The sequence below is a fragment of the Serratia sp. NFX21 genome, assembly GCF_048517035.1.
GTDB classification, from domain to species: domain Bacteria; phylum Pseudomonadota; class Gammaproteobacteria; order Enterobacterales; family Enterobacteriaceae; genus Serratia; species Serratia quinivorans.
Genome location: NZ_CP183196.1, coordinates 2,491,830 through 2,513,974, shown reverse-complemented (window position 1 = coordinate 2,513,974; position 22,145 = coordinate 2,491,830). Strand labels below are relative to the sequence as shown.

Sequence of the window (22,145 nt, the reverse complement as noted above, 5' to 3'; positions counted from 1 at the left end):
ACAGCAATGTAGCATCGGCTACACTTTATGCAAAATGGAAGATTAACTGCCTTTGTGTACAAATATTTCTTATTGTCATCGAATACGCCAGCCGAATTGATAATGCGTCGTCTTTGGACTAACGTATGGCGGAACTGCATTAACCTGCAACTTACTGGTTTATCGTTTAAAGGACGTCTCAGACTATGGCAACAAGCGCACCAGACGACGCAGAACGCCCCGTGGTGGCTGAAATGCCGGACGAGGCTGAACATGCCCTGCGCTTCACCCGCGCTCGTGAGGCGCAATCCAATGCGCTGATCGAGGACTATGTTGAGCTGATTGCCGACCTGCTGGTTACCACCCGCGAAGCCAGAACCACGGATATCGCCAAACGTTTTGGCGTATCGCACCCTACCGCGATCAAAAACATCGCCCGGTTGAAAAGTGCTGGTCTGGTGGAGTCACGCCCTTACCGGGGAGTTTTTCTGACCGAAGAAGGTGAACAACTGGCGCAGAAGGTACGGCGTCGCCACCGGATTGTGGTTGATCTGCTGGTTTGCCTCGGCGTGCCGAATGAAACGGCAGAGCTGGACAGCGAAGGGATTGAACATCACATTTCTAGCGACACCCTGGCGGTGTTTGAACAGTATTTGCAGCGTCATAAATCGACCAGGAATTCCTGATGAATTTAAATTGGGTAAAAACACCAGTATAAAATTAGCAACCAATTTATAGTTTTTTCAACCAGTTACTACTGAGCCATTGTTCTATGTCTCGCAATCTTTTCTCATCTTTTCGTCACGGTATAATCTTTTTTGTTTCTGTCCTTTTATTGAAAATATTTTATGGTCAATAACAACCAGAAAGTAACCGTCAACCCTGTATTGTAGTTTTAAGCAAGCCCTATCACGCCATGCCGCCACTCTTGCTGCTCGTTTATTATCGTATTTGTGGCCTGTTTTGCTGGATTTGGATAGGGCTATTTCAGAAATAGATTATCTTTAGCAGCACTTATCATTCTTTTTTGTCCACAACAGTTTCTATTCTTTCAGACCCAATAGCTCACACTCGACCAGCAGCCCTAGAGCAGCGTTTACTCCCCCAATAACGCGTTAACAATAGGATGGTTATGAGTACAAGCCTACATTCCAGATTATTGTGCGCCTCCATGTCTAATCATTCTATCTGTGGATCGCCCACTATCCACACGTGAGCTCCTACCTTAATTTATAATTTCGTTGTTGCAGAGCAACCAACCTCAACCTTCGCTTTCAACGAGACATTGGGTTACATATAAATCGCCTAATAAAAACCACAAAAAATTTATGTTAACTGTCATTTCTTCTACTCGGTATGTGCTTTGCTGCAAATAGTACAACCGATGGCACTATACTATTTTATTTTTTTACACCACACTTACACATATGATTTCAGCTAATATATTAACTGTCCACACCAACAGGAGAAAAAAAATCAAGACACATTGGAAAACGGGAAAAAAGACAAAATAGCTATAATATATCATTAATAGATTCAATAAGACACTGAGAGGTTAATATGCAACCAGAGGGTTATATAAGTTCCGGCCAAGACGATTTTTTATATATGACACTGCCATTCACTCTTCCCGATGGTGCCATATGCAATAAAATATATGTTACTGAGGATAAAAAAATTACTGAAGCCCATACTCAAGATGGAGGGCACTATATCGCAACCCCTTTAGGATTAAGACGTTCTGACAATACATCAACGATAGAAGGGATGATACATTACGATAGTAGTGTTGCGATTACATGTGGCATAACGACAACGAGAGTCTCTGTCAATAAAGATCCCGATATATGTTACATAATTCCCATTTGGGGACAAAGTCTCGCCCAAGGGTGGAGCGATCAAAGAAATGATACGTTGATAGCAACTGAGCCTCTTTACCCTGAAAGTTGTTGGATGTTTAAATCAGATCGAGGTGAGGGAAAGGAAAATCCAAATAGACCTGATTATTCTGTTATGGAGTTAGAATCGCTGCGAGAAACGATTAATGGAGGCTGGCAAGAAACAGCCGCAAGTAGTACCTCAGCTCATCTCGTACATGAAATTGAAGAAAAAACAGGACACCGTGTCCGAACAATTTCGTATGTAGCTGCCGAAGGCGGTAAAGCTTACATGGACCTAACTAAAGGAACTAGCTCATGGCGTAGATTGATACAAGGATTGCTAGATGCGCGTGACATTTGTGTGCGGAAAGGCTGGAAGCCTATATTACTTGCGATCGATGTCATGGCGGGGGAATCGGACTCAGAGTATGAAAAAGTACCTAACATGAGTGTTGAACGCTACAAACGTCAGTTGCAACAATTTGATCTAAATATTCAAGCAGAGGCACATCGTATATTTAAACAAACAAGTCCTGTATCTATTATTACATCACAAATAAGATACACTCCGATAACACGTGATTTATGGGATCAACCTGTACGACAAGCACAATATGAATCCGATGGCGTAGGAAATATTAGATTAAGTGGGCCGTTATATAGCCTACCATCAGCAGACCCTATACATATAAATTCCCTGGGGCAGAATCGACGTGGTCAAATGGTCGCAAGAACGATTATTTGGGAATGTTTTGCTACTGGATGGCGTGGAATTAAATGTGTTGAACACATATGGGTTTCAGAGAAGGTATTGCAACTAGTTCATGAGGTCCCATGCCCACCACTAATACTAGACACTTCCAATGAAACAATTAAAACAGAAGGTTTAGGGCCAGGCTTAGGGTATATTTTTGATGATTACACCCCCACTCCACCTGAAATCATTAAGGTTACTATAGTCTCGGATACAACTGTTGAAATTGAATTATCCAGCATACCTGCAGGAACATCATGTCGTATAGGATGCGGAATAAAACGAAATGATGATAATACAACTAATCAAGATGGGCCAATTCAAGGGGCACGGAGCGTATTGCGTGACAGTGCCGCACACGTCTCACTTTACGAGAATATAACTCATGCCAATTGGTGCCCATCCTATACTATGCAAGTTAATCGTTGAGGAGATATAAATGTTAGTATATAGAAGTCAATATGAGCCATCGAACAATTACCTCCCTGTTTATGACATAACTTCATCGGAAGAAAATATCTTACGTTTATCTCCATCAACATGGATGGATTCAACTAAAGGGGTAAATTCTAGTGATGGTATTAATGTGACGTCCATTGATGATCGCACAGGGGGTTTTACTTGGCTTCCGCTGAAAGCGGGTTATATGCCACGATTAATAACGTCAAGTAATGGATATAAAATCATTAATTTTGGGTTAGGAAGAGGCCCTTCAATTCCTGGCGCCTTATTTGCAGACAATAATTATGAGATTTTCCCTGCCGATGGGGTTTTTTCTCTTGCCATGGTATATCGTATTCCGTTACGCCAGCAGAATGGTTATGATGGCAGCGGTGGAAATATCATTGGTAATAATGATACAAACCCCAATATTTTCCGGCTACGATTTCGAGACGATGGTTACAGAGGAAGTACACTTTACTTACACCATGGTGTAACATCCCCCATCACACAGAACAATTATCCCATTAACACTTCCTTTACTGATGATGGCGTTTGGCATACCTTATTCATCGAGGTTACAACAGAGTATCATTTAATTGAAATAGATGGTTTACTTAAACAAAGACGCTTGGTTTCACCAATAAAATTCAATACTTCCGCCTCCAGAAAGTTAATTATAGGCGGCGCAGGAAACCCGCTTAGCAATGGTTTTTTTGGTGATATTGCTATGTTAATAGTAATACCAAGAACCATTACAAGTGAAGATAAGTTGTCAATTAACGTACAAATGAACAATACAAAACTAGCCATAGAACAGAGCTAACTTTCTCCCTAATATAAAGTAATGCTGTTAGAAGTAATGAGGGAAGAGGTCTGCATACAATTAATGTTGTTACACAATGACAAACCAAAGAGGCACCATCAGAATGGTTTATTAAAATAAATTTGGATTTTATTTTAAAGCTGGGAGGCAGAAGAATATTAATAAATGGAGTAATATCAGTAAAACGCCACCTCCTAAAGAGGTGGCGTTTTATACGATGTGTTCCAAAAAAAATCATATCCGAGTTAAGCCTGTAATGGCTCCATTTGTTGTCCGAGCGCTTGATTCTTCTTATCCTGATACATCATGTATTACCTGATAATGTCTTCATTCACTCCAACCATATCGACAGTTGAGGCGGGAATATCACTATCCGATGAACATGATCAGGCTGAATATTTAACTCAATAACTTCACAATTTATTAATGTGGTATAGAACATAAATCGTTCGACTTAAAGATTCGTGTTTTTTAGACACTTTTTTTGCCTCATGTGGAGTGCCTAGTTCAGGTAGACACTCACTATCTCCACGATGGGGCCTTTCGTTCGTATCAGATCTGCCCCACCGAGGTGACTGTAGCGCCGGGTACGATTGTAAAACGCCTCACTATATTCGAAGATATCTGCCCGGGTCATGTCCCGAGTTTTATATTTTTGCTCTCTGCTACGTTTCTTTTTTAAAGAAATGAAGAACGATTCTGTCACTGCATTATCCAGCAGCTACCTCAACGGCCCATCCTCGGTGCCATTTTTTTGGAACGGCAGAGTCGCTGCCGTACTGGGTCGTATCAAGTGAACATTGTAACATCACTGGAGAAAGGTGCTATATAGAGAGACTTGAAAGTTGAGTAACCATGTAGTACCGATGAATACACCTAGATGCCAAAGGGTTAATCAGCAACAAACAAAGGTTCAACAACGGTCAGTTCAAAGGATGGAAAGTAATCACGTTTCGTGCGTTTACCATCTTGGTTTATCACATTTTCCTCAGTACGTGAGTAAAATGCATCAACACTATTTATGGACGGGTCAGACCAATAAAAAAGGGAGGCTATCGCCGCCATTTCAGCACTAATAAAAACAAGCGGTTACAGTAATATCAGTGAGTTAGATGTCTGTAACTGCGTGCTTAAAATGGGCATGGCGTGGACGTTTTGGTCAATTTGTGGATCATGCCCTTAGCTGTATTAGCTCAGACTTAAACAGACGTTGCCAAGGGCATAGAATGTGAATCCGTAGAGAGCAGGGCTGGATCTTCTCACCCCTTCAAATCAGAATGGTATCGTATTTTACATAGTTTAATTAAATACCTAAGCGATATCGCTCTTCATCCGATAGTGGATTTTTTATTGCATCTTTATACGCGGCCTCACATTTTAGCCAAAATTCATTATGGGATGTACGTAACTCAGCTCCAATAACTGCATCAAATCTAACCCAAAAAATATATCTTACAGCCCCCAAACTTAACGTGCTTTTGAAACATGTTGGGTTGTATGCTTCGGGATCAAAGGGGACGACAAGTCCTCCATGTCTTGCATAACCATGTTCTCCGTATAAATCTCGATAAGTCTGATAGATTGGATCTACGTCAATTTGTAGAAAGACAATGTTCCTATTCGTCTTCCCTATAGCAAATTCACAAGCTTCTAATGGGCGGGGACCACATGACTCTGCAACATGGCAACATAAAATTTTGGAAAAATATCTAAACACATTGAGATAAGCTTCTGAGCCCAAATCATACTGTGGTGCATTAAACACCTCACTAGGATCCCTGCCTTCTGATAAAAGCGAAGAAACGATAGTATGAAATCGATCAAACTCCTGATCTGCAGGCTGTGTCCGAGAGCCATTGCATAAAGCACACATTCGAGCCGAAAAATGAAATGCCTTAGACTTAGGACCTTGTGCCGTACGAAAAATGCCGCCATCATCGAAATTACCAATAACCATAGCGTTGGCACCAAAAATTTTTCTCAACGCTGAAGCTTTTATTTTGTGTTCTCCGGTAAGGGAGTTACTAGACCCACATAAACAACAGCCTTCGGTCTGATACGACTTGAAGAATGTTCCCATTAAAATCACCAAATGAGTAAGAAATTCTGTAGAGGCGGAGAGTTAGCCAACAAATTCTAGTTTTTCTCTCGCAACATGTTCCCGCCATTCAGTGGAATCGAATTCCCAACTTGGCGCTGACATGTCACCCTCATCGCCTTCATTAACGAATGTTACCAAGAAAAAAATTTCATCCCCTTCTTCATCATCGTCATCCTCTACCACGTTTACATCAACAACAACCAAACGTTCTCCACCCGGAATTGTGGATACATACAAACCTTCTTTAGGTATCAGGCATGGGCAACGCTCTCCTTTACGTTTACAAGTGGGTTAAATCTCACCGCGTCTTCCAGGTAATCCGGCGCAAAGTGTGCATAAACCATTGTTTGTAAAATACTTGAGTGTCCTAAAATTCGTTGCAGTGCCAGAATGTTGCCACCGTTCATCATGAAGTGACTGGCAAAGGTATGGCGCAGAACATGAACGGCCTGCCCTGCTGGCAAGCCAGGAGCAACCTCTTTGATACGCGTCCTCACATAGGGATAATTGAGATCGGTAAATAACGGCCCAGCCTTGATACCAGCGGTGATCTCTTTGCAAAGTTCAATTGAGATCGGAACAGTTCTATTTTTGCTGTTCTTGGTGTTGAGGTAAGTCGCCTTACTGCCGATCACTTCTTCCCGCCGAAGTTTGACCACTTCCCCCCAGCGTGCTCCCGTTGCCAGGCAAAGCTTTACGGCTTTTAGGTGGTCGCCTTCCAACTGGCCTAACAGTTGCTGAATTTCGTCATGGGTCAGAAAACCCATTTCCTGATCCGGCAGCTTAATTTTTTTCATCTCTTTGAGCGGGTGCTCTCCGTGATAAAGCCCCAGCTCAATGAGAACGGAATACACGCCGCCAAGCTTTTCCTGATCGAGATTAACGGTCTTTGCCTTTCTTCCTTCCGCGAGGCGGAGTACACGATAATCGGAAAAGAAAGGCCGGGTGATCTGGCAAGCCTTCGGGTTGCCCATTTTGGCCGCCATCACCTGCAATTTATGCTCTATCTTCACGCCATCTTTTAGGTTCTGGCCGTGATGCTTAAACCAAAGGTCTATCAATTCCGTTAAGGGCCGTTGGTCGGCTGGTTTATCTACCCAATCTTTATTATTTTGCGTCGCAATAACCCAACGTTCATATTGTTGCGCCTCGGACTTAGTTTTAAATTTCTTGCGAACACGCTTACCCGTCCGACCCTGGGGACGCACGTCAACCATATAGCCTTCAGCGCCGAGCGATTTAATACTCATCCCAAAGATTCCTTTCGAAACAAATGCCGCCTTTACCCCAAAAATTCTTTATACGATAGGCAATTAACCAGCCTTCTGGCCTCTTCGGAAGTTGGATGTGCTTTCTGACCCATCAGGGGAGAGAGTAGGTGAAATCTGTCCGATCTCCGGCGCGACATCCCCTGTCATCAACCACATTGCATATTTTTTGAACCGCTGATGCTGAGTGATCATTAAGAGAAATTCACTTCCAACACTCTTGATGCGATCTGTTTCGTACCGCTTCAAATTGCCAGCCGGAACCCCTGTTAATACGGAAAATTCTTCACGGCTTAACCCCTCGGCCTCACGGATCTCACGAATTTTTGAACCTATGTTGGTTGACATGGTAATTATTTGTACCCATAATTCAGTGAATGGTACGTATATGTACCCTGCACAATAGAAAACTGCGTGATCTTAAAGGGTATCACTATGAACAAAAACCGACAAAAAAAGGTGATTGGGGTAAGGGAAAACCAACTACCGGCTGATTATCCATTTGGTGACCTGTTAGAAGAGTCGATCTCCGACTACGCCCTGCGCATCGGCAAAAACAAGCAAACCATCCGAACTCAGGCGGACACTGGTGCCCTGCCAATCTTACAAGCGCGACCAGGCGCAAAGCGGCGGGTAAATCTTTACGCCATCTACCTGAATGCCAAACGTCACGCGGAGAAGTTTGTCGCGCATATGGGCTCTTGAGGAGGTCGCTCATGACGGAGATTCAGCCGCGTGCCCTAATCCAGCTCTCGAAGCACACGTTCGTTTACCGCGGGTTCACTATCCATAAGTGCCCGCGCCATAGCGAAACGAACCGCACGGCCTACCAGCTGATGAGCAACGGGGATTATTTCGGTCGTGATTTCGCACTGGCGGAAGCCATGCGCACAGTAGACAACATGGTCAAAGCTCGGGGAAGAAAATGAAACAGCCTTACAAGATCCTCATTGAGGAGCTCCTGCAGCACTACCACACCAAAACGGCCAACTTGCAGATGGCGACCGCCACCGCACCAGAGGTTCGCCAGGTATCATTGAACGATTACGCTTTCCGCCTGTGCATCGGTCTGACCGGTCTGTTGAGCACCGCAGAAGCCGCTGGCGATGGCCCTGCAGCCGCAGTTATCGATCGCCTGATCATGCGCTGCAACAACGGCGATATTCCGCAACCTGGATTATCTGCATGAGCCGGGTAAACCCGGCCTATCTGAGAGCGCATCCCTTCCATTAACGGTGGGTGATTGGCGTCACGGGGTGTGCTCTCAAATGGGAAAAGATTTAACGCGGTATGCCGCCAGCAAGAGCAGAAACGAGACGTTCAACAATGGAGAGTTTTTCATGGTGCTTCTTTTTACCAAGCGAAATCATAGCTCGATTTCTTGCCGGGTTAAAAAGGCTGGAGAGAGAATTACTGTCAAACTCTTCGAGCATATTAACGCGTGCGTTCATCTCATCAACACTGAGGTTATGCATTTCGTTAATAAGCGAAAGATATCGCTTAGCCTGCTGACGCGCGGCTTCGGATTTCTTTCCATGCTGAAAGGCAACTCGAATGCCACTAATAATTGCGACTATAGCGCCAAACAACTGACTGAGCCCGCTGTTAGCAAAAATACCAGCGCCAAGAATAAGCATCACAGCATTAGCCGTAAGATCAATTCTGCGGTTAATGGTTGCTGTCATCACCTCCAGCCAATAGCCGTACCAAATGCGGAAACGCAAAGTATATTCAGTCGGTTGTTTTGCCATAAAGATTTACTCCTCGTCATCATCCTCCGGTGGCTCAGGTTTATGCAACACGTGGAAGTCATCGGATTTATCGCGAGATTGCGAATTGTCGTTGTCGCCCATAGAGGCTCCTTCTTGTGGTGGGTGGTTGTCATGCCCATGTTCCTGCCAGAACGAGGTGGGCATGGCGAAGATACCACAACGCGGCCGGGCGCGTAATCCCGGAGCATTCAGGGCAATCAAGCACATTCGGTCGCGCCCTAATAAATGAATGGGTTGCAATAGAGCGGATAGATTGTCCTAACCATGGGCCGGCATGGATAAAATCCGGCACATATTTCAGTAAGTATTTATGAGTGCTTACTGAAATATATAAATCACCCGTAATAAAAAATGCTGCCTCTCAGGTGGCGGGTTTCTTACACCCTGAATTTAGGAGGGGGTTATGCAAGACGACGATTTACACGCCGCGTTTATCGAGGCCCGCCGCTCTGAGCGGTTGCAGTTGCTTGAACTATTGGAAAGCAAACTTGATCGCTTGGCTGCTGATAAGACCCAGCGAGATCAGATTTTTTCCACGCTGAAAGACTGGATCAGTGTTCGCCGGTCTGTCGGTGCGCCAGAAGCGAGGAAGCCGTAATGATGGCGTTCTTTCTTACCCTTGCCGCCATCTGGGCGGTTATCGCGTTTGGTCTGGTCGGTTGGTTTGCCTACCGCTACTGCAAGTTCTGCCGTGCATTCAATCGGCAATGCTTGCAGCCAGAACAACGTAATTACGATTAATCACATTAAAGATGAAATTATGAGCGACAAAAACAATACCATTCTCGGTCTGCAGGCTGTCATTGGTTATATTAACGCAACTACGCCTAACGAGTGGATGACCTCAGAGTTAATTCAGGCCATCAGCTTTATTGAAAATACCGCGCAGCATGAAGAATATAAGGCTGCCTGGTTAAATATCGTTAATACCCTCCACTGCATAGATCCAAACTGGCAGGAAAATACCCAGGGCGAGAGCGAGTGGGAAAAGGCAGCGGCATTTATTAGCCAACTGAATCAGGAGTTAAAAAAGGCTACTGACACCATCAACAGCTTGAAGCACACATATGTCGGCGTAGACTTCGCAGCATCAGTCAGTAGCAACATAGACCGTCAGATTTTGGAAGATGGCTTGTTTAAAGCCGGTCAACATACCCTCAACATTTTCTCCCCGTCCCCACGTTCCAAGGCAGTGTATTTCCGCGACCTGCTGCGTAGCGTTGCCATCACTCAGATCAAAGAAGAGTTAGCCGCAGCAGAAAAGAAGCACTCCACCTGGCCGACGGATACCGTTCACGCTACCGCCATTCTCAACGAAGAAGCCGGTGAACTGACCCAGGCCGCGATCGATTACCACTACCACAACGGCTCACTTGAAAAGGTACGCCGCGAGGCCGCCCAGGTCGGCGCAATGGCAATTCGTGTGCTGATCAACCTGCCCTACGCCGAACGCCCAGCATCATCTGAAAAGAAAGTCACCGGAGCCCCACGGTAATGGCTGACCAAATCGATATTGCGCAGGAACAGGTTGAACTGACCCTCGCAGCCCAAATCGCCAACGCCCGCCCGCAGCAATGCGGGCCTTCTGCATTCATCTGTGAAGCCTGCGACGCGCCTATACCTGAAGCGCGCCGCGCCGCCATCCATGGCGTAATGCGCTGCGTTACCTGCCAGGAAATTCACGAAGCCAAATCACGGCATATCAAGAGGTAAACCATGAACAGACCGGCCCTAAAATGGCTCGGCAGCAAAGCCGGCATCATCGACACACTGCGCCAGCACCTACCGGAAGGTAAGCGACTGGTTGAGCCGTTCGTCGGCTCCGGAGCTGTTTTCCTCAATACCGATTACGACAGCTATCTGCTGTGCGATATCAACAGCGATCTGATCAACTTCCATAACGTCGCCAAAACCCTGCCTGATCAGCTTATCCGTGAAGCGCGCAATCTCTTTAATGCGCAAGCTGACGAGGTAGGTTATTACGCTGTACGGGCTGATTTTAACCTGCGCTGTGACAGTAACTTCCTGTACCGGGCGGCGCAGTTCCTGTACCTGAACCGTCACGGCTTTAACGGTGTTTGTCGCTATAACCTGAGCGGCGATTTCAATGTGCCGTTCGGTCATCGTAAAGCGCCCTATTTCCCCGAAGAAGAAATTCACGCATTCGCCGAGAAGGCGCAGGCAAAGAAAGCCATTTTCCTGTGCTGCACTTTCCAAGAGGCGATCAGGATCGCTGCACCAGGTGATGTGATTTATTGCGATCCGCCTTACATCCCGGCAACAGCAACCGCCAATTTCACTAGTTACCACACTGACGGTTTCACCAATGACCAGCAGCGGAAGCTAGCGTGCATGCTGCGCATTGCCGCCCGTCGTGGGCGCCACGTTGTGGCATCTAACAGCGAAACCGCCGCAGCGCTGGAGCTGTACTCCGATTTCGATATCACCACAACCACCGCCCGCCGTTCCGTCAGCGCTAACGCAGCTGGTCGAGCACGCGCCGGCGAGATCATCGCAACCATGAGGGCAACAGCATGAAACGCTGGAGTGAAAATGAAGACAAGACACTGAAAAACAGTGCCAAAAACCTTGCTGTAAAACAGATTGCTCACTTACTCGGCCGGACTCCAAAAGCGGTTAGCAACCGTGCCAACCTCATCGGCGTCGGCCTGAAAAAAAGTGGTGACGCGTATCACGGCCGCAAGTATTCAGAAGCGGATATTGAGCTGGCGCGCAGACTGCATGAATCGGGCATGAAATTGAGGTTGATAGCTGAAAAACTAGAGATCCCAGTAGCCTCACTTAAAAATTATTTTTACTAACGCGGCGTCGGGAAATGAGCAAATCTGATAAAGGTCGTCGCCCCCCATCCCCGCCGCTACCCTATCCGGGCAGCGGCGCTGTTGCTTCTGATCTTCCCTTCATCTGGAGCGCACTGCGCCCAGCAATAAACCCGCGTCAGGAAGAAACCGTCATAGCACCGGAGCCGCGATCACTGGCTGGCATTATCTCGCTGTACGCCAGTGACCGTCGTCACCTGACTGAGCAGGAAGAAGCTTTATCAGAGGCAGTCTGGCGCAAGTATTTCAATACCGAAGAACGTGACCCTGAACTGCGCGACTTCATGCAGGATAAACGCCTAAGCCAGGTCAAACTGGCAAAGGAAATGCAACGTCTGGATCTGACGCTGACCGCTCAGGCTGATCTGAACGCGCAACCAAAATTTATCCGCCAGCCGCTGCAACAGCGAGTTGACTACCTACGCCGAGAACACGGCGACGATCGGGCCAATGCGTTTTTGCGTGATATTGTCAAAAGCGAATTGGCACGGTTGGAGGCAGTACGTAACCGCCAACAAACTATTGGTTATAGGTATATGGCCCGCCATGAAGGCATGGATTCCCTGCTTGATTTGCCGGAGCTACTGCAGGATGACGTTAAAGGGCTGGCCGTGAAGGTCGCCACCCATATGGATATGCGATTCGTTGAGCTGTATGCCGAGATCGTCATTGATGAAGACAATGTTCTGCAGGGCGATTTATTGCATCTCTATCGGCTGGTTGCTAACGAAGCGGCCAGGCTTTCTGTACAGCCGCCGGCATATCATGCCTTGCTGCATGAAGGCACCCGGCGGGCAGAAATCCCCTACCATTTGATCCCCGGCGCGCTGGCCCGTCTGCGGTGCGCTAATTGGTGGTATCGCAAATTATGGCGCCTGCGCTGTGAATGGCGTGAAGCCCAGCTGCGCGCTGTTTGCCTGGTACACAAGCACGCTTCCGTTTACATCAGCCAGGATGCTCTGGTGCACAAACGCGAGCAGCGACGCAAAGCAATCGAATTTTTCAAGGCGCATGAACTGGTCAATGAAGATGGCGTCACCCTATCCATGGAAGACGTGATCACCGCCAGCAACAGCAATCCAAAGCACCGCCGCAACGAGATGATGGCGTGCGCCAAAGGGTTGGAGCAGTTGGCCGAAATACGCGGTGATTGTGCTGTTTTCTATACGATCACGTGCCCATCGAAGTATCACGCTACCCTATCGAGTGGCATGCCCAATCCGAAGTGGAATCACACCACCCCGCGAGAGACCAGTGATTACCTGGTAAATCTTTTTGCCAGTATCCGCAAGGCGCTGCACCGTCAGGGTTTACGCTGGTATGGCCTTCGCGTGGCCGAACCACACCACGACGGCACAGTTCACTGGCACCTGTTGTGCTTCATGCGCAAAAAAGACCGTAAAGCGATCACCACCCTCATGCGAAATTTCGCAATTCGCACAGACCGTGCCGAATTGGGGCCAGGCATGGGTAAAAACATCAAACCGCGCTTTGACGTTGAGTTAATCACAAAAAGCAAAGGCAGCCCGACCAGCTATATAGCCAAATACGTCAGCAAGAATATCGACGGGCGCGGGCTGAAAGATACCGTCAGCAAAGAAACGGGTAAATCCCTCAAGGATACGGTGGAGAACGTCACTGCCTGGGCATCGCTTCACCGCGTGCAGCAGTTCCGCTTCTTTGGCATTCCTTCCCGCCAGGCTTACCGAGAATTGCGGTTGCTTGCCGGGCTGATGTCCCGCAAGGGCGTGAACGGACGCAAGACCCCGCGCATCAACGACAAAGCCGTTGATGATGTGTTATCTGCTGCCGATGCTGGTTGCTTCGCCACGTACATCAGCAAACAAGGTGGTGTACTGATCCCGCGCAAGTACCACGTTGTCCGCACTGCTTACACCTCCTCAGAAACACCGAATGATTACGGCGATCACGGCACGCAAATTTATGGCGTCTGGTCGCCACGCCTGGGCACTGACTCCCGTATCTGTACCCATGTTGGCAATTGGAAAATGGTGCGAAAGACCGACAGCAACGCCACGAATTCGGCGACCGACGCAACCGGCGGCGATCGCTTCGGGGTTGACGTCGGCCGTCAGGGCAGCCCTACCGCCCCTTGGACTCGTGGCAATAACTGTCCCCCTGAACAAGATATGAACAGTTTAGGAGCTGGAATGGCCACACATGAAGAGACGAAAGCTACCAATTTTGAAAGGTTGGGATACAGGGAACGGCACGAGTTACTGAAACGGTTGATAAATCCGGGCCAGAAAACACTACGCGATAGGCCTAAAAACCGGCAGCTCACTCTAGGAGAACGCGCACTATCGCCACAACATAACAAGCAGCTCGAAAAGCTGGACGATTACGCTTACACACTTGGGATCGATATCAGCCGGGCAGCGTTACGGCGCTTAGTTATGGGACAGACGATCAATATTGACGGCAAGCGCTACCGTGCCGGTCAGGATGGTGTGCTGTATCTGGTGAAAAATGCGAATGAGAAAGCATCCAGTGAGCTAATTTCTAGATTTCAGGAAGCACTCCAAAAACTCTAGCTCTACGGGAAAACCATTTGACACTATTGTTTTAGTCAGCATAGGTAAGTTGTGGTGATAATTATCACCTTAATAATTACAATCATACATCATATAAAAAAACATAGACATTGACATTGACATTGTTAATTTTCAAACTTCCATTTATTTATCTTTTCTGCCAGTATATGAATGTGACATGTGTCATCTATATTAACACTGAGATAAAAAATGGAAATTGAAAGATTCGCTATAATATGTAAAAAAACATTAGACCAACATTTTAAAAAAGTAAAACATGCTGATGAACATGGGTACTTGGTTTCACAAGATGGTAGTAATGGTGATATTTTTTACCCGACCACTATTTTATGCGCAAAAACTGATGAGGTATTTTCGGTTGAATTAGTTGGGGCCTCAAAGACACTAAAGCCATTAAAAATAAAGAAATACTCCAATTTAAGCTTTGAGAAACTAATAAGTTATTATGATAAGGTTGAAAACTCCAACTCTAAGTTTGTGTTTTCAGGTGGGAAAAATAGTCTAAGCCATATTTTTTTAGCAAACAACAATGAATATATAGATGAAAACCAAGAAAGATTTCCAATTACAAAGAAATTTGCAACAAAAATATTTGGCGATGATAATGTACAAAATACATTTTCTTTTGACGTTGACTTCTTAACATTAAGCTTAACAAATATGGTGATAGTTACATGTAAAAACAACACATTTAGAGCACGATATATATATGAAATGTTAATATTTAAAAATAAAATAGAGGAAGATGAACTGCAACAACTACTGTTTGAACACTTAGAATTCTCAAAAAAAGGGAGCTTGATTGTTGGCATCCAAAAAATAAAAACAACTTCCGATCTCAAGGATATACAAGTATCATATCTACACAACATGATACTAAGAAATGAAATACATGAAACTACAATTGGTGATTATCTCAATGAAAACATAGATATTATATTAAGCACGCTTGGATATACCAATGCAATATATGAACCAACTTTGTATTGGATAGATAAAACACCCGACAATACAGACAGCTCAATCAATCCAGATTTTCTTCTACAAAGAAAAGATGGCTTTTACGACATATGCGATTTAAAAAAAGGATTAGTCAACAAAAGGAATCTAACAAAAGGAGAACGTCGCAGAAGAAGGTTTATTGATGCAGTGAATGAAGGGATAGCCCAACTCGATAATTACGCCGAATACTTTACGTTTGAAGAAAACGCAGAATATGCTTTAGAAAAATATGGAATAAAAACCAAAAACCCATTGAAAGTACTAATGGTTGGGAATCTAGAAAATACTGTAGATGAAGAAGTGAAACAAGCATTGCGCGGCAGATCCGACCTCTTAGTCATAGATTATGACTCAGTAATATCCATGTTTTTAGCGAATATTACCAACGAAGCAATATCAAATTAATCCAATAATACCGCGCAAAAAACTGCACAATATTGCACAATAATTCGCTCCCCTCTTTTGCTAACCTGCACCAGTACTGGTGCAGGTTAGACACCATTTGATAAGTGCACAATAAAGAGGGTGTAAGGCGCGCAGGCGAGGCGGGGGAGTAAGCGCGCGCGTTGGGTCATGGGAAGGGGGTCATGTGCTTCATGAGCGGGCTGCTGTGAGGCGCGCACCGTGATGGTGCGTAGATTCGTGACAAGCACGCCAGAGGACCGCATAGCGCGGCTGGCGACGGGAAAAGGATTGATGCTGTGAATGCCAGCGTTAGATCGGGTGGGATGAGGTCGAGTAGTGGAGAGATGGCCGCCATAAACAGCGGCGACCATACTGCAGCAGTGGGGGTTAGTCGACGTTCAGCAATGCATAAGGGTTGAAGCGGATCACTTCCTCCCCCATCCAGTCGTTTACGTGCTTCATGGCTTCCATGATCGGTGTCAGCTCATTGATGGCGAACACTCTGGCCGCCTTCTCCACGTCGCCAAACGTGCCGTTACCTTCCGGCATGGCACCCATCAGCTGCGGTGGGACGCGGTGGGCGGCGAGGATATCGTCACGCGTCGCAGACTTCACGCCCAGGAATTCATCCTTGGCTGAGATCTGGCTGAACGGCAGGATCTGCACCGAGTCCTTGCCGCCGTTTGGCGCATGCAACAGGATGTTTTTGAATGCCCCACCGCGCCGCGTGTCGGTCAGCGTCTTCTTCAACTTGTCCAGGCTTTCCTGATCGGCAATGGCGCTGTTGACGTAGACGATGCAGCCGGCATGGCTGCCGTTGTCGTAGTACAGCTTACGGAACGTGTCGGCCGAGTGTGACAGGTTGGCGGATAGTAGGCCGGCGAAATACTCCGGCATACCGTAAATCTCCTGGTGAATGTCCGGGTTGATAACATGGCAGACCGCGCCAGTCGGGAATTGGTAATCATCAAGCCCCGCCTGGATAAACCAGTAGGTATCCAGGTCGGAGCCGCGCCGGGTGTACTTCGCCAGCGTGTGATGCAGTGCCAGCGGCCCACCGAGCACATTACGGCGCAACTCCAGATAGGCATTGCCGAACACCACCCAATCCATGGCAAAGGCAGAGAACGCCTGCCGCGATAGCAGTCTATGCGGGATGAAGCAACCGGCCAGAACGTTACGTTTGAAGATCAGCGCCGACTGGTGCCAACTGGCGTGACCGAACTGGCGAGCCAATCCGTACCAGCTGATCGGTGTGTCATAGTAGCGACCGTTGTCGGCGCAATACATCGAGTCCAGCAGATCATAGGACGACGATACCGGCCAGGGGCCGCCAAACGAAAAGGTACTCAGGCCAGGGAGTTTTTGAAGCTCGGCCGCCAGATCTGTTTGCGTCTCTGCTACCGGCTGTTGGCGCGACCGCTGAAATTTTCTTTTGCTCACGTTAATACTCCATAACCGTCATGTTGCCGCCGCCATCTTGTCCCAGCGGCTCGTTAATGATTGCCAGCATGGTCGCCCAGGCCAGGTCGCCATGGCTCACGCCACGGCTGCGGTCGGTGTCATAGGTGATCATCCCGCCGGGCGTAACCACCTTGCGCACCGCGCTAAATGCCGTGATCAAATCACGCTCTCCCCGGTCGAACTCCCAGCGACCACCGCGAACGATCTGCTGCATCTTCAGTACCAGCATGCGCTTGCTGGCCGGGTTGAACTGGTAACAAACTGCCGCGGGAAACTTCTTCTTAACCAACTGCCACACCGCCTCACCAACCCCCTGCCCATCAATGCCGATGTGCTGCACGTTGTAGCGCGATAGCATGCCGATGATCAGATCGGCCTGAGCCTCGAATTCCATCCCCCGGACGCGTTGTGTCTCGATGGTGCGGAATTTACCGCCGGCGACCAGCGGCACGGCGTTGACCGAAATCGCCCCGCTGTCGCCCTTCCCGCTGGCGCCGTTGGGGTCGTAGCCAATCCAGACCGGACGATCGGCCATGGGACGAGAAGCGTAGGGTTTCCAGTCCGGCCAGTCGTCATAACCATCTGCGCCGCAGGTCAGCAACATGTTGTAGTCAAAGGCCGATTCACCGTTGCGGATAAACTGGCAGCCGTACAGGTTGTCGTACTCTTCCGGGCTGTTTTCATCGCGGATTTCATCGATATCCGTCAAATCCCAGCCGTGATCGATGGCATCCTGCAGCGTGACGATCTGGCGCCAGATTTTATCCGGGCACATCAGGCCACTGTTCAGGGTCTTCCAGGACGTGTCGAACTCTACGCGGTTGCTGCTGGTGCGGCCTTTGTTGAAGGCTTCCCCCGTCCAGAACGGGTACGCCTCATGGCTTTCGGCTGACGGAGTAGAAAAGTAGGTACGCGTCAGCCCTTTCAACGTCGCCATGGCGCCGGCTACCTTCTTCAGGTTGGCAAACTGGCCTACCCAAAAGAACTCATCAAAGAACAGATTGCCGGTGTACGACTGCGCTGTCGCCGCGGACGTGCCGAGAAAATGCAGCTCGGCACCGTTGAACAACTGGATCATATCGCCGCCCTTCAGTTCGACGTCGACTTCCGCCGCAGCAGAGCGGATGAAGCTGCGAAACTGGTACGCCTGCCGGCGGCTGGCTGACAGAAATATCTGGTTGAGCTGGTGCTTGTACTTCACATCATCGGAAAGAGCGCGCACCAGCGCTTCACGGGCAAAGTACCAGGTTGCCCCCACCTGCCGGCTTTTGAGCACCATGCGGTTGCGGTGATGGTGATTGTCATACCAGCCATGCTGATGCCAGTGCAGCGAGCCCAGAATGTTTTCACGCAGTTGCGCAATCTGTGCCTCGGAGAAGAAGTTTTGTTTCTTGCGCACCTTCTTTTTCGGTTGCGTGGCTGGCGTGCCGTTGTCCAGCTTCTTCAACTGGCGCGTCAGCAGGTCAATTTCCTTGAAGTCACCGCCGCTCTTTTTGTCCTTGCCGGTCAGTTGCACCAGTCGCGCATCGATTGAGGTGGTGACGCGTTGGATCGGCGGCGTTTCGTCCCATTCGTCGCGCTTCTTCCACGCATAGACGGTGTTCTGATTGATGCCCATCAGACGTGCGATTTCTGCCGGCGGGTAACCCTGCCAGTAAAGCTGCCTTGCCCGATGCCGGGTAAATGTTTCCTGAACCGTCATAGTCTCCCCCATGTTCTGCCGGGGAGGTTAACCCGCGCACGTGGGGGCTTTCTTGCGGTGCTGGCTGTCAGCGTTCTGCGACAACAACAACGCGTTGAGAGGGGGCCGGGCGCCCTGCCATCATCACCGGGAACTCAGAAACCGAGCGAGTAAACGAACATGGCAGGCACAGCAAAACCACGTAAGAAATTCCGCGTTATGACCTCCGGCGTCACCGTCGACGGACGTAAGGTCACCCGCGAACAGATCCATGCAATGGCGGCATCTTATAACCCGTCGCTCTATGGCGCCCGCGTCAATATCGAGCACTACCTTTCGCCCTTCCCAGGCAGCGATTTTTGCGCCATGGGGGATGTTGCGGCACTTTCTGCCGAAGACATTTCCGAAGGCCCGTTAGCGGGTGAGGCTTCCTTGTTCGCGGAGATCGAACCAACGGCACGTATGAAGGCCATGACCGACGACGGGAAGAAGATTTTCTCTAGTGTCGAAATTCACCCTCAGTTTCCCACGACCAACGGCCCCTATCTGGTTGGCCTGGCGATGACCGACACGCCTGCCAGCCTGGGAACGGACAAACTGAAATTTGCCGCCGAGAAACGCGGTGAGGTCATGCGCTTCAGCGCTGCTGATGCCGAAACGACAATGTTTACTAACGCATTCGAGGCGGAGCTGGTGCAGGCAGACCAGGAGCGCTCCACCTCCGGCAGCGAGTGGTTTTCTCGCGTCATGGGCATCCTCGGCAAGGGTAAGAAAACCGACGACGAGCGTTTCAGCCAGGTGCATCAGGCGGTTGAGGTAGTGGCGCAATCCCAGGCCGATCTGTCCGACCAATTCAGCAACGCCGAGCAAGCAGCAGCCAGCAACAAGCAGGCCATAGAGAAGCTGACCTCTGACCTTGCTGCAATGCAGCAGAAGGTTGAAGGCACGGACGGCAACTACAGCCGACGCCCGCCAGCCAGTGGTGGCAACAACGTGCAGTTGGCTGACTACTGAGCCAACGACTGATATTCACAACGAGAGAAATAGAGCATGGAAAATATTACCCGCGAGCTGTTTGATCAGTATGTTGCCCGGCAGGCCCAGCTAAACCGCGTATCACCAGCAGCCGTCGCCGCAAAGTTTGCTGTTGATCCAACGGTACAGCAAAAACTGGAAGCCGCAGCGCAGGAAAGTGATTCCTTCCTGAGCAAAATTAATATGTTCGGCGTCACCCAGCAAATCGGCCAGAAAGTGCTAATCGGCAGCAAAGGCCCACTGGCTGGGGTGAACAACAGCACCTCCGCACGCCGTAATCCTGTCGCCAACGACAAGATGGAGCCGTTCAACTACATGTGCCGCAAGGTCAACTATGACTACGGTATCAGTTACGAGCAGTTGGACGCCTGGGCACATCAGCCGAACTTCCAGCCGCTGATCAGCTCGGCGATGGCTCGCCAAATGTCACTTGACCGCATCATGATTGGCTTCAATGGCACCAGTTATGTCGACCCGTCAGACCGCGCAGCCAACCCGCTGTTACAGGATTGCGGTATCGGATTCCTTGAAAAGATCCGCAAGGAAGCGCCGCACCGCGTGATTTCCGACATCACCGTAACCTCACGTGATGACGACAACAAAATCATTACCAAAGGCACCTACGGCAACGTGTCTGCCGCGGTCTATGACGCCAAAAATAGCCTGATGGATGAATGGCACAAGCGTAATCCGGATAACGTGGTGATCCTGGCCGGTGACCTGCTGACAACCAGCAACTTCCCGGCAATCAACGCAATGAGCCAGACCAACCCGAACACCGAAATGCTGGCCGGCCAGTTGATCGTGGCGCAAGAGCGTGTCGGGAACATGCCGACCTTTATCGCGCCGTTCTTCCCGGTTAACGGCATCCTGATCACTCCGTTTAAAAACCTGTCGATCTACTACCAGCGCGGTGGCCTACGTCGCACCATCAAGGAAGAACCGGAGTACAACCGCGTCGCGACCTACCAGTCATCGAACGACGATTTCGTCATTGAGGACTACGGTAACGTGGCCTTTATCGACGGCATCACCTTCGCGCAGCCTGCTAGCGGCGGTTAATCACCCGGGCGGGCACCTGCCCGCCCCTCTTCGGGGACAGGATAATGCTGACACCGGCACAAAAACATTTTCAACGCGTTATGGCGGAACGCCACGGCAGAACCGAAGAACATACGGATGCTGCCCGCACCGCGCACGAACAAATTCTTCACCGTCTGCGTATGGATCAGAGTGCACTGAAAAAAGTGCAGTCTGACCAGGCGAAAGCGGCGATGAAAAAACACTTACTGCCGCACTACGAAGGCTGGATCGACGGCACCCTTGAGGGTGACAGCGGCCGCCAGGATGAAGTGATCGTCACCCTCATGATTTGGGCCATTGATACGGCTGATTATCCGCTTGCTGTACGCATTGGCCGCTATGTCATCGCGCACGACCTCGCAATGCCTGACCGTTTCCGCCGTACTGCGGCCACCGCACTGGTAGAAGAGCTTTGCGATCCCATTCTGGTGCAGGTGAAAGCTGACGACACTACCGATATTTCCCCTTACCTGTCAGTGCTGGATGACCTTGCACAGATTGTCTACGGCAAGGATATGCCGGATCAGGTGCTTGCCAAGCTGTTCAAGGTCCGCGGTTTCGCACTGCGTAGCGGCACCGAAGCCGACCAGGCTACCGCGCTGGGCTTACTGCGCCAGGCGATTAAGTTGGACGCCGGCGCCGGTGTGAAAAAAGAGATCGAACGCCTGGCGCGATTGGTTAAAAAAGCCAGTCTGGCGACCGCCGGCGAAGGGGAAATCAATGCTGAAGGTACTGACACAGCTGGCACTGATGCTAATGCAGCAGCAGGCGATGGTAATACCAGCTCCGAGCCAGATGCCGACGCTGCAGCATCGTCAGAAACGACCGCGGTGGCCACGAAACCCAGCAGACAACGCCGCGCCCCGAGCAAAGCGCCAGCTAAGAAGACGACCCGCAAGGCGCCGGTAAAGAAAACCAAGACGCCAACCACTAAATAAAACGACTTGCGCCCCGTGCGCTGGCGGCGCGGGCGGAGATCTGCCGTGCCTGGCACGTGCTTTTCTCCACTCGCTCACCGCCACCTTTTGAGGAGATTGG

Annotated in this window: 26 protein-coding genes and 1 pseudogene; 17 read left to right on the top strand and 10 right to left on the bottom strand. The window is 49.1% G+C overall.

From position 1 onward, the window contains the following. The first annotated feature begins 185 nt into the window (after positions 1-185). From mntR to ACNT1W_RS11905, 3 genes are all read left to right on the top strand, one after another. Entirely contained in the window at positions 186-665 is a 480-nt protein-coding gene (gene mntR, locus ACNT1W_RS11915; protein ID WP_261129409.1) for a manganese-binding transcriptional regulator MntR, read from the top strand. Positions 666-1,539: 874 nt separating this feature from the next. Further along, on the top strand, positions 1,540-3,042 hold the full coding sequence (locus ACNT1W_RS11910; protein ID WP_419246834.1) for a hypothetical protein: 1,503 nt from the start codon (positions 1,540-1,542) through the stop codon (positions 3,040-3,042). 10 nt (positions 3,043-3,052) lie between these two features. After that, positions 3,053-3,880, top strand: coding sequence for a hypothetical protein (locus ACNT1W_RS11905; protein ID WP_261129412.1), 828 nt, complete (start codon positions 3,053-3,055; stop codon positions 3,878-3,880). Between the two features lie 331 nt (positions 3,881-4,211). Here the strand turns inward: ACNT1W_RS11905 and ACNT1W_RS11900 are convergent, their stop codons facing one another. The 6 genes and pseudogenes from ACNT1W_RS11900 to ACNT1W_RS11875 form a co-directional block, all read right to left on the bottom strand. Continuing rightward, positions 4,212-4,322, bottom strand: coding sequence for a transposase (locus ACNT1W_RS11900; protein ID WP_390903589.1), 111 nt, complete (start codon positions 4,320-4,322; stop codon positions 4,212-4,214). Positions 4,323-4,382: 60 nt separating this feature from the next. Continuing rightward, positions 4,383-4,654: pseudogene (locus ACNT1W_RS11895) on the bottom strand (IS3 family transposase); the annotation flags it as partial. A gap of 529 nt (positions 4,655-5,183) precedes the next feature. Further along, entirely contained in the window at positions 5,184-5,960 is a 777-nt protein-coding gene (locus tag ACNT1W_RS11890; protein ID WP_419246833.1) for a hypothetical protein, read from the bottom strand. A gap of 42 nt (positions 5,961-6,002) precedes the next feature. Further along, positions 6,003-6,185 carry a hypothetical protein gene (locus ACNT1W_RS11885; RefSeq protein ID WP_419246832.1) on the bottom strand — a complete coding sequence of 61 codons (183 nt, stop codon included), beginning with the start codon at positions 6,183-6,185 and terminating at the stop codon, positions 6,003-6,005. 47 nt (positions 6,186-6,232) lie between these two features. Further along, positions 6,233-7,231 carry a tyrosine-type recombinase/integrase gene (locus ACNT1W_RS11880; protein ID WP_419246831.1) on the bottom strand — a complete coding sequence of 333 codons (999 nt, stop codon included), beginning with the start codon at positions 7,229-7,231 and terminating at the stop codon, positions 6,233-6,235. A 63-nt stretch (positions 7,232-7,294) separates the two neighbouring features. Further along, positions 7,295-7,597, bottom strand: coding sequence for a helix-turn-helix domain-containing protein (locus ACNT1W_RS11875; protein WP_419246830.1), 303 nt, complete (start codon positions 7,595-7,597; stop codon positions 7,295-7,297). Positions 7,598-7,684: 87 nt separating this feature from the next. On the opposite strand from ACNT1W_RS11875, the gene ACNT1W_RS11870 reads away from it, so the two are divergent. The 3 genes from ACNT1W_RS11870 to ACNT1W_RS11860 are packed head-to-tail and all read left to right on the top strand — an operon-like array spanning position 7,685 to position 8,438. Further along, positions 7,685-7,954, top strand: coding sequence for a DNA-binding protein (locus ACNT1W_RS11870; protein WP_419246829.1), 270 nt, complete (start codon positions 7,685-7,687; stop codon positions 7,952-7,954). Positions 7,955-7,965: 11 nt separating this feature from the next. Then, complete coding sequence (locus ACNT1W_RS11865; RefSeq protein WP_164098142.1) at positions 7,966-8,178, top strand: DUF4761 family protein; 213 nt, start codon at positions 7,966-7,968, stop codon at positions 8,176-8,178. Next, positions 8,175-8,438, top strand: coding sequence for a hypothetical protein (locus ACNT1W_RS11860; protein WP_048233408.1), 264 nt, complete (start codon positions 8,175-8,177; stop codon positions 8,436-8,438). Before ACNT1W_RS11865 ends, ACNT1W_RS11860 begins: the two co-directional genes overlap by 4 nt. A 91-nt stretch (positions 8,439-8,529) precedes the next feature. Here ACNT1W_RS11860 and ACNT1W_RS11855 read toward each other — a convergent pair whose 3' ends face one another. Next, positions 8,530-9,000, bottom strand: a complete 471-nt coding sequence (locus ACNT1W_RS11855; protein WP_419246828.1) for a hypothetical protein — start codon at positions 8,998-9,000, stop codon at positions 8,530-8,532. A gap of 6 nt (positions 9,001-9,006) precedes the next feature. Further along, positions 9,007-9,228: a hypothetical protein gene (locus tag ACNT1W_RS11850; protein ID WP_419246827.1), complete on the bottom strand. Its 222-nt coding sequence runs from the start codon at positions 9,226-9,228 to the stop codon at positions 9,007-9,009. 196 nt (positions 9,229-9,424) lie between these two features. On the opposite strand from ACNT1W_RS11850, the gene ACNT1W_RS11845 reads away from it, so the two are divergent. The 8 genes from ACNT1W_RS11845 to ACNT1W_RS11810 all read left to right on the top strand — a co-directional run bounded on the left by ACNT1W_RS11845 (position 9,425) and on the right by ACNT1W_RS11810 (position 15,844). Next, positions 9,425-9,619 carry a hypothetical protein gene (locus ACNT1W_RS11845; RefSeq protein WP_419246826.1) on the top strand — a complete coding sequence of 65 codons (195 nt, stop codon included), beginning with the start codon at positions 9,425-9,427 and terminating at the stop codon, positions 9,617-9,619. After that, a complete protein-coding gene (locus ACNT1W_RS11840) occupies positions 9,619-9,762 on the top strand; it encodes a hypothetical protein (protein ID WP_269934812.1) in 144 nt (47 codons plus the stop codon). Before ACNT1W_RS11845 ends, ACNT1W_RS11840 begins: the two co-directional genes overlap by 1 nt. A gap of 19 nt (positions 9,763-9,781) precedes the next feature. After that, positions 9,782-10,516, top strand: a complete 735-nt coding sequence (locus tag ACNT1W_RS11835) for a hypothetical protein (protein WP_419246825.1) — start codon at positions 9,782-9,784, stop codon at positions 10,514-10,516. Then, positions 10,516-10,734, top strand: a complete 219-nt coding sequence (locus ACNT1W_RS11830; RefSeq protein WP_419246824.1) for a TraR/DksA family transcriptional regulator — start codon at positions 10,516-10,518, stop codon at positions 10,732-10,734. Before ACNT1W_RS11835 ends, ACNT1W_RS11830 begins: the two co-directional genes overlap by 1 nt. A gap of 3 nt (positions 10,735-10,737) precedes the next feature. After that, on the top strand, positions 10,738-11,559 hold the full coding sequence (locus ACNT1W_RS11825; RefSeq protein WP_419246823.1) for a Dam family site-specific DNA-(adenine-N6)-methyltransferase: 822 nt from the start codon (positions 10,738-10,740) through the stop codon (positions 11,557-11,559). Continuing rightward, complete coding sequence (locus ACNT1W_RS11820) at positions 11,556-11,843, top strand: DNA-binding protein (RefSeq protein ID WP_419246822.1); 288 nt, start codon at positions 11,556-11,558, stop codon at positions 11,841-11,843. Before ACNT1W_RS11825 ends, ACNT1W_RS11820 begins: the two co-directional genes overlap by 4 nt. Positions 11,844-11,857: 14 nt before the next feature. Then, complete coding sequence (locus ACNT1W_RS11815) at positions 11,858-14,416, top strand: replication endonuclease (protein WP_419246821.1); 2,559 nt, start codon at positions 11,858-11,860, stop codon at positions 14,414-14,416. Between the two features lie 210 nt (positions 14,417-14,626). Further along, entirely contained in the window at positions 14,627-15,844 is a 1,218-nt protein-coding gene (locus tag ACNT1W_RS11810; RefSeq protein WP_419246820.1) for a hypothetical protein, read from the top strand. A gap of 387 nt (positions 15,845-16,231) precedes the next feature. Here the strand turns inward: ACNT1W_RS11810 and ACNT1W_RS11805 are convergent, their stop codons facing one another. Both ACNT1W_RS11805 and ACNT1W_RS11800 read right to left on the bottom strand, forming a co-directional pair. Further along, a complete protein-coding gene (locus tag ACNT1W_RS11805; RefSeq protein ID WP_419246819.1) occupies positions 16,232-17,287 on the bottom strand; it encodes a phage portal protein in 1,056 nt (351 codons plus the stop codon). A gap of 1 nt (position 17,288) precedes the next feature. Further along, the gene (locus ACNT1W_RS11800; RefSeq protein WP_419246818.1) at positions 17,289-19,010 is read right to left on the bottom strand and encodes a terminase large subunit domain-containing protein; all 1,722 of its coding nucleotides are present in this window, start codon (positions 19,008-19,010) and stop codon (positions 17,289-17,291) included. Positions 19,011-19,169: 159 nt separating this feature from the next. Here ACNT1W_RS11800 and ACNT1W_RS11795 point away from each other — a divergent pair, with 159 nt between their 5' ends. From ACNT1W_RS11795 to gpM, 3 genes are read left to right on the top strand one after another with little or no spacing between them, the layout of a single operon-like run. Continuing rightward, entirely contained in the window at positions 19,170-20,003 is an 834-nt protein-coding gene (locus ACNT1W_RS11795; protein ID WP_419246817.1) for a GPO family capsid scaffolding protein, read from the top strand. A 36-nt stretch (positions 20,004-20,039) separates the two neighbouring features. Then, the gene (locus ACNT1W_RS11790) at positions 20,040-21,086 is read left to right on the top strand and encodes a phage major capsid protein, P2 family (RefSeq protein WP_419246816.1); all 1,047 of its coding nucleotides are present in this window, start codon (positions 20,040-20,042) and stop codon (positions 21,084-21,086) included. 44 nt (positions 21,087-21,130) lie between these two features. After that, positions 21,131-22,045 (top strand): phage terminase small subunit, encoded by a 915-nt coding sequence (gpM, locus tag ACNT1W_RS11785; protein ID WP_419246815.1) that lies wholly within the window; start codon positions 21,131-21,133, stop codon positions 22,043-22,045. The last annotated feature ends 100 nt before the right edge of the window (positions 22,046-22,145 follow it).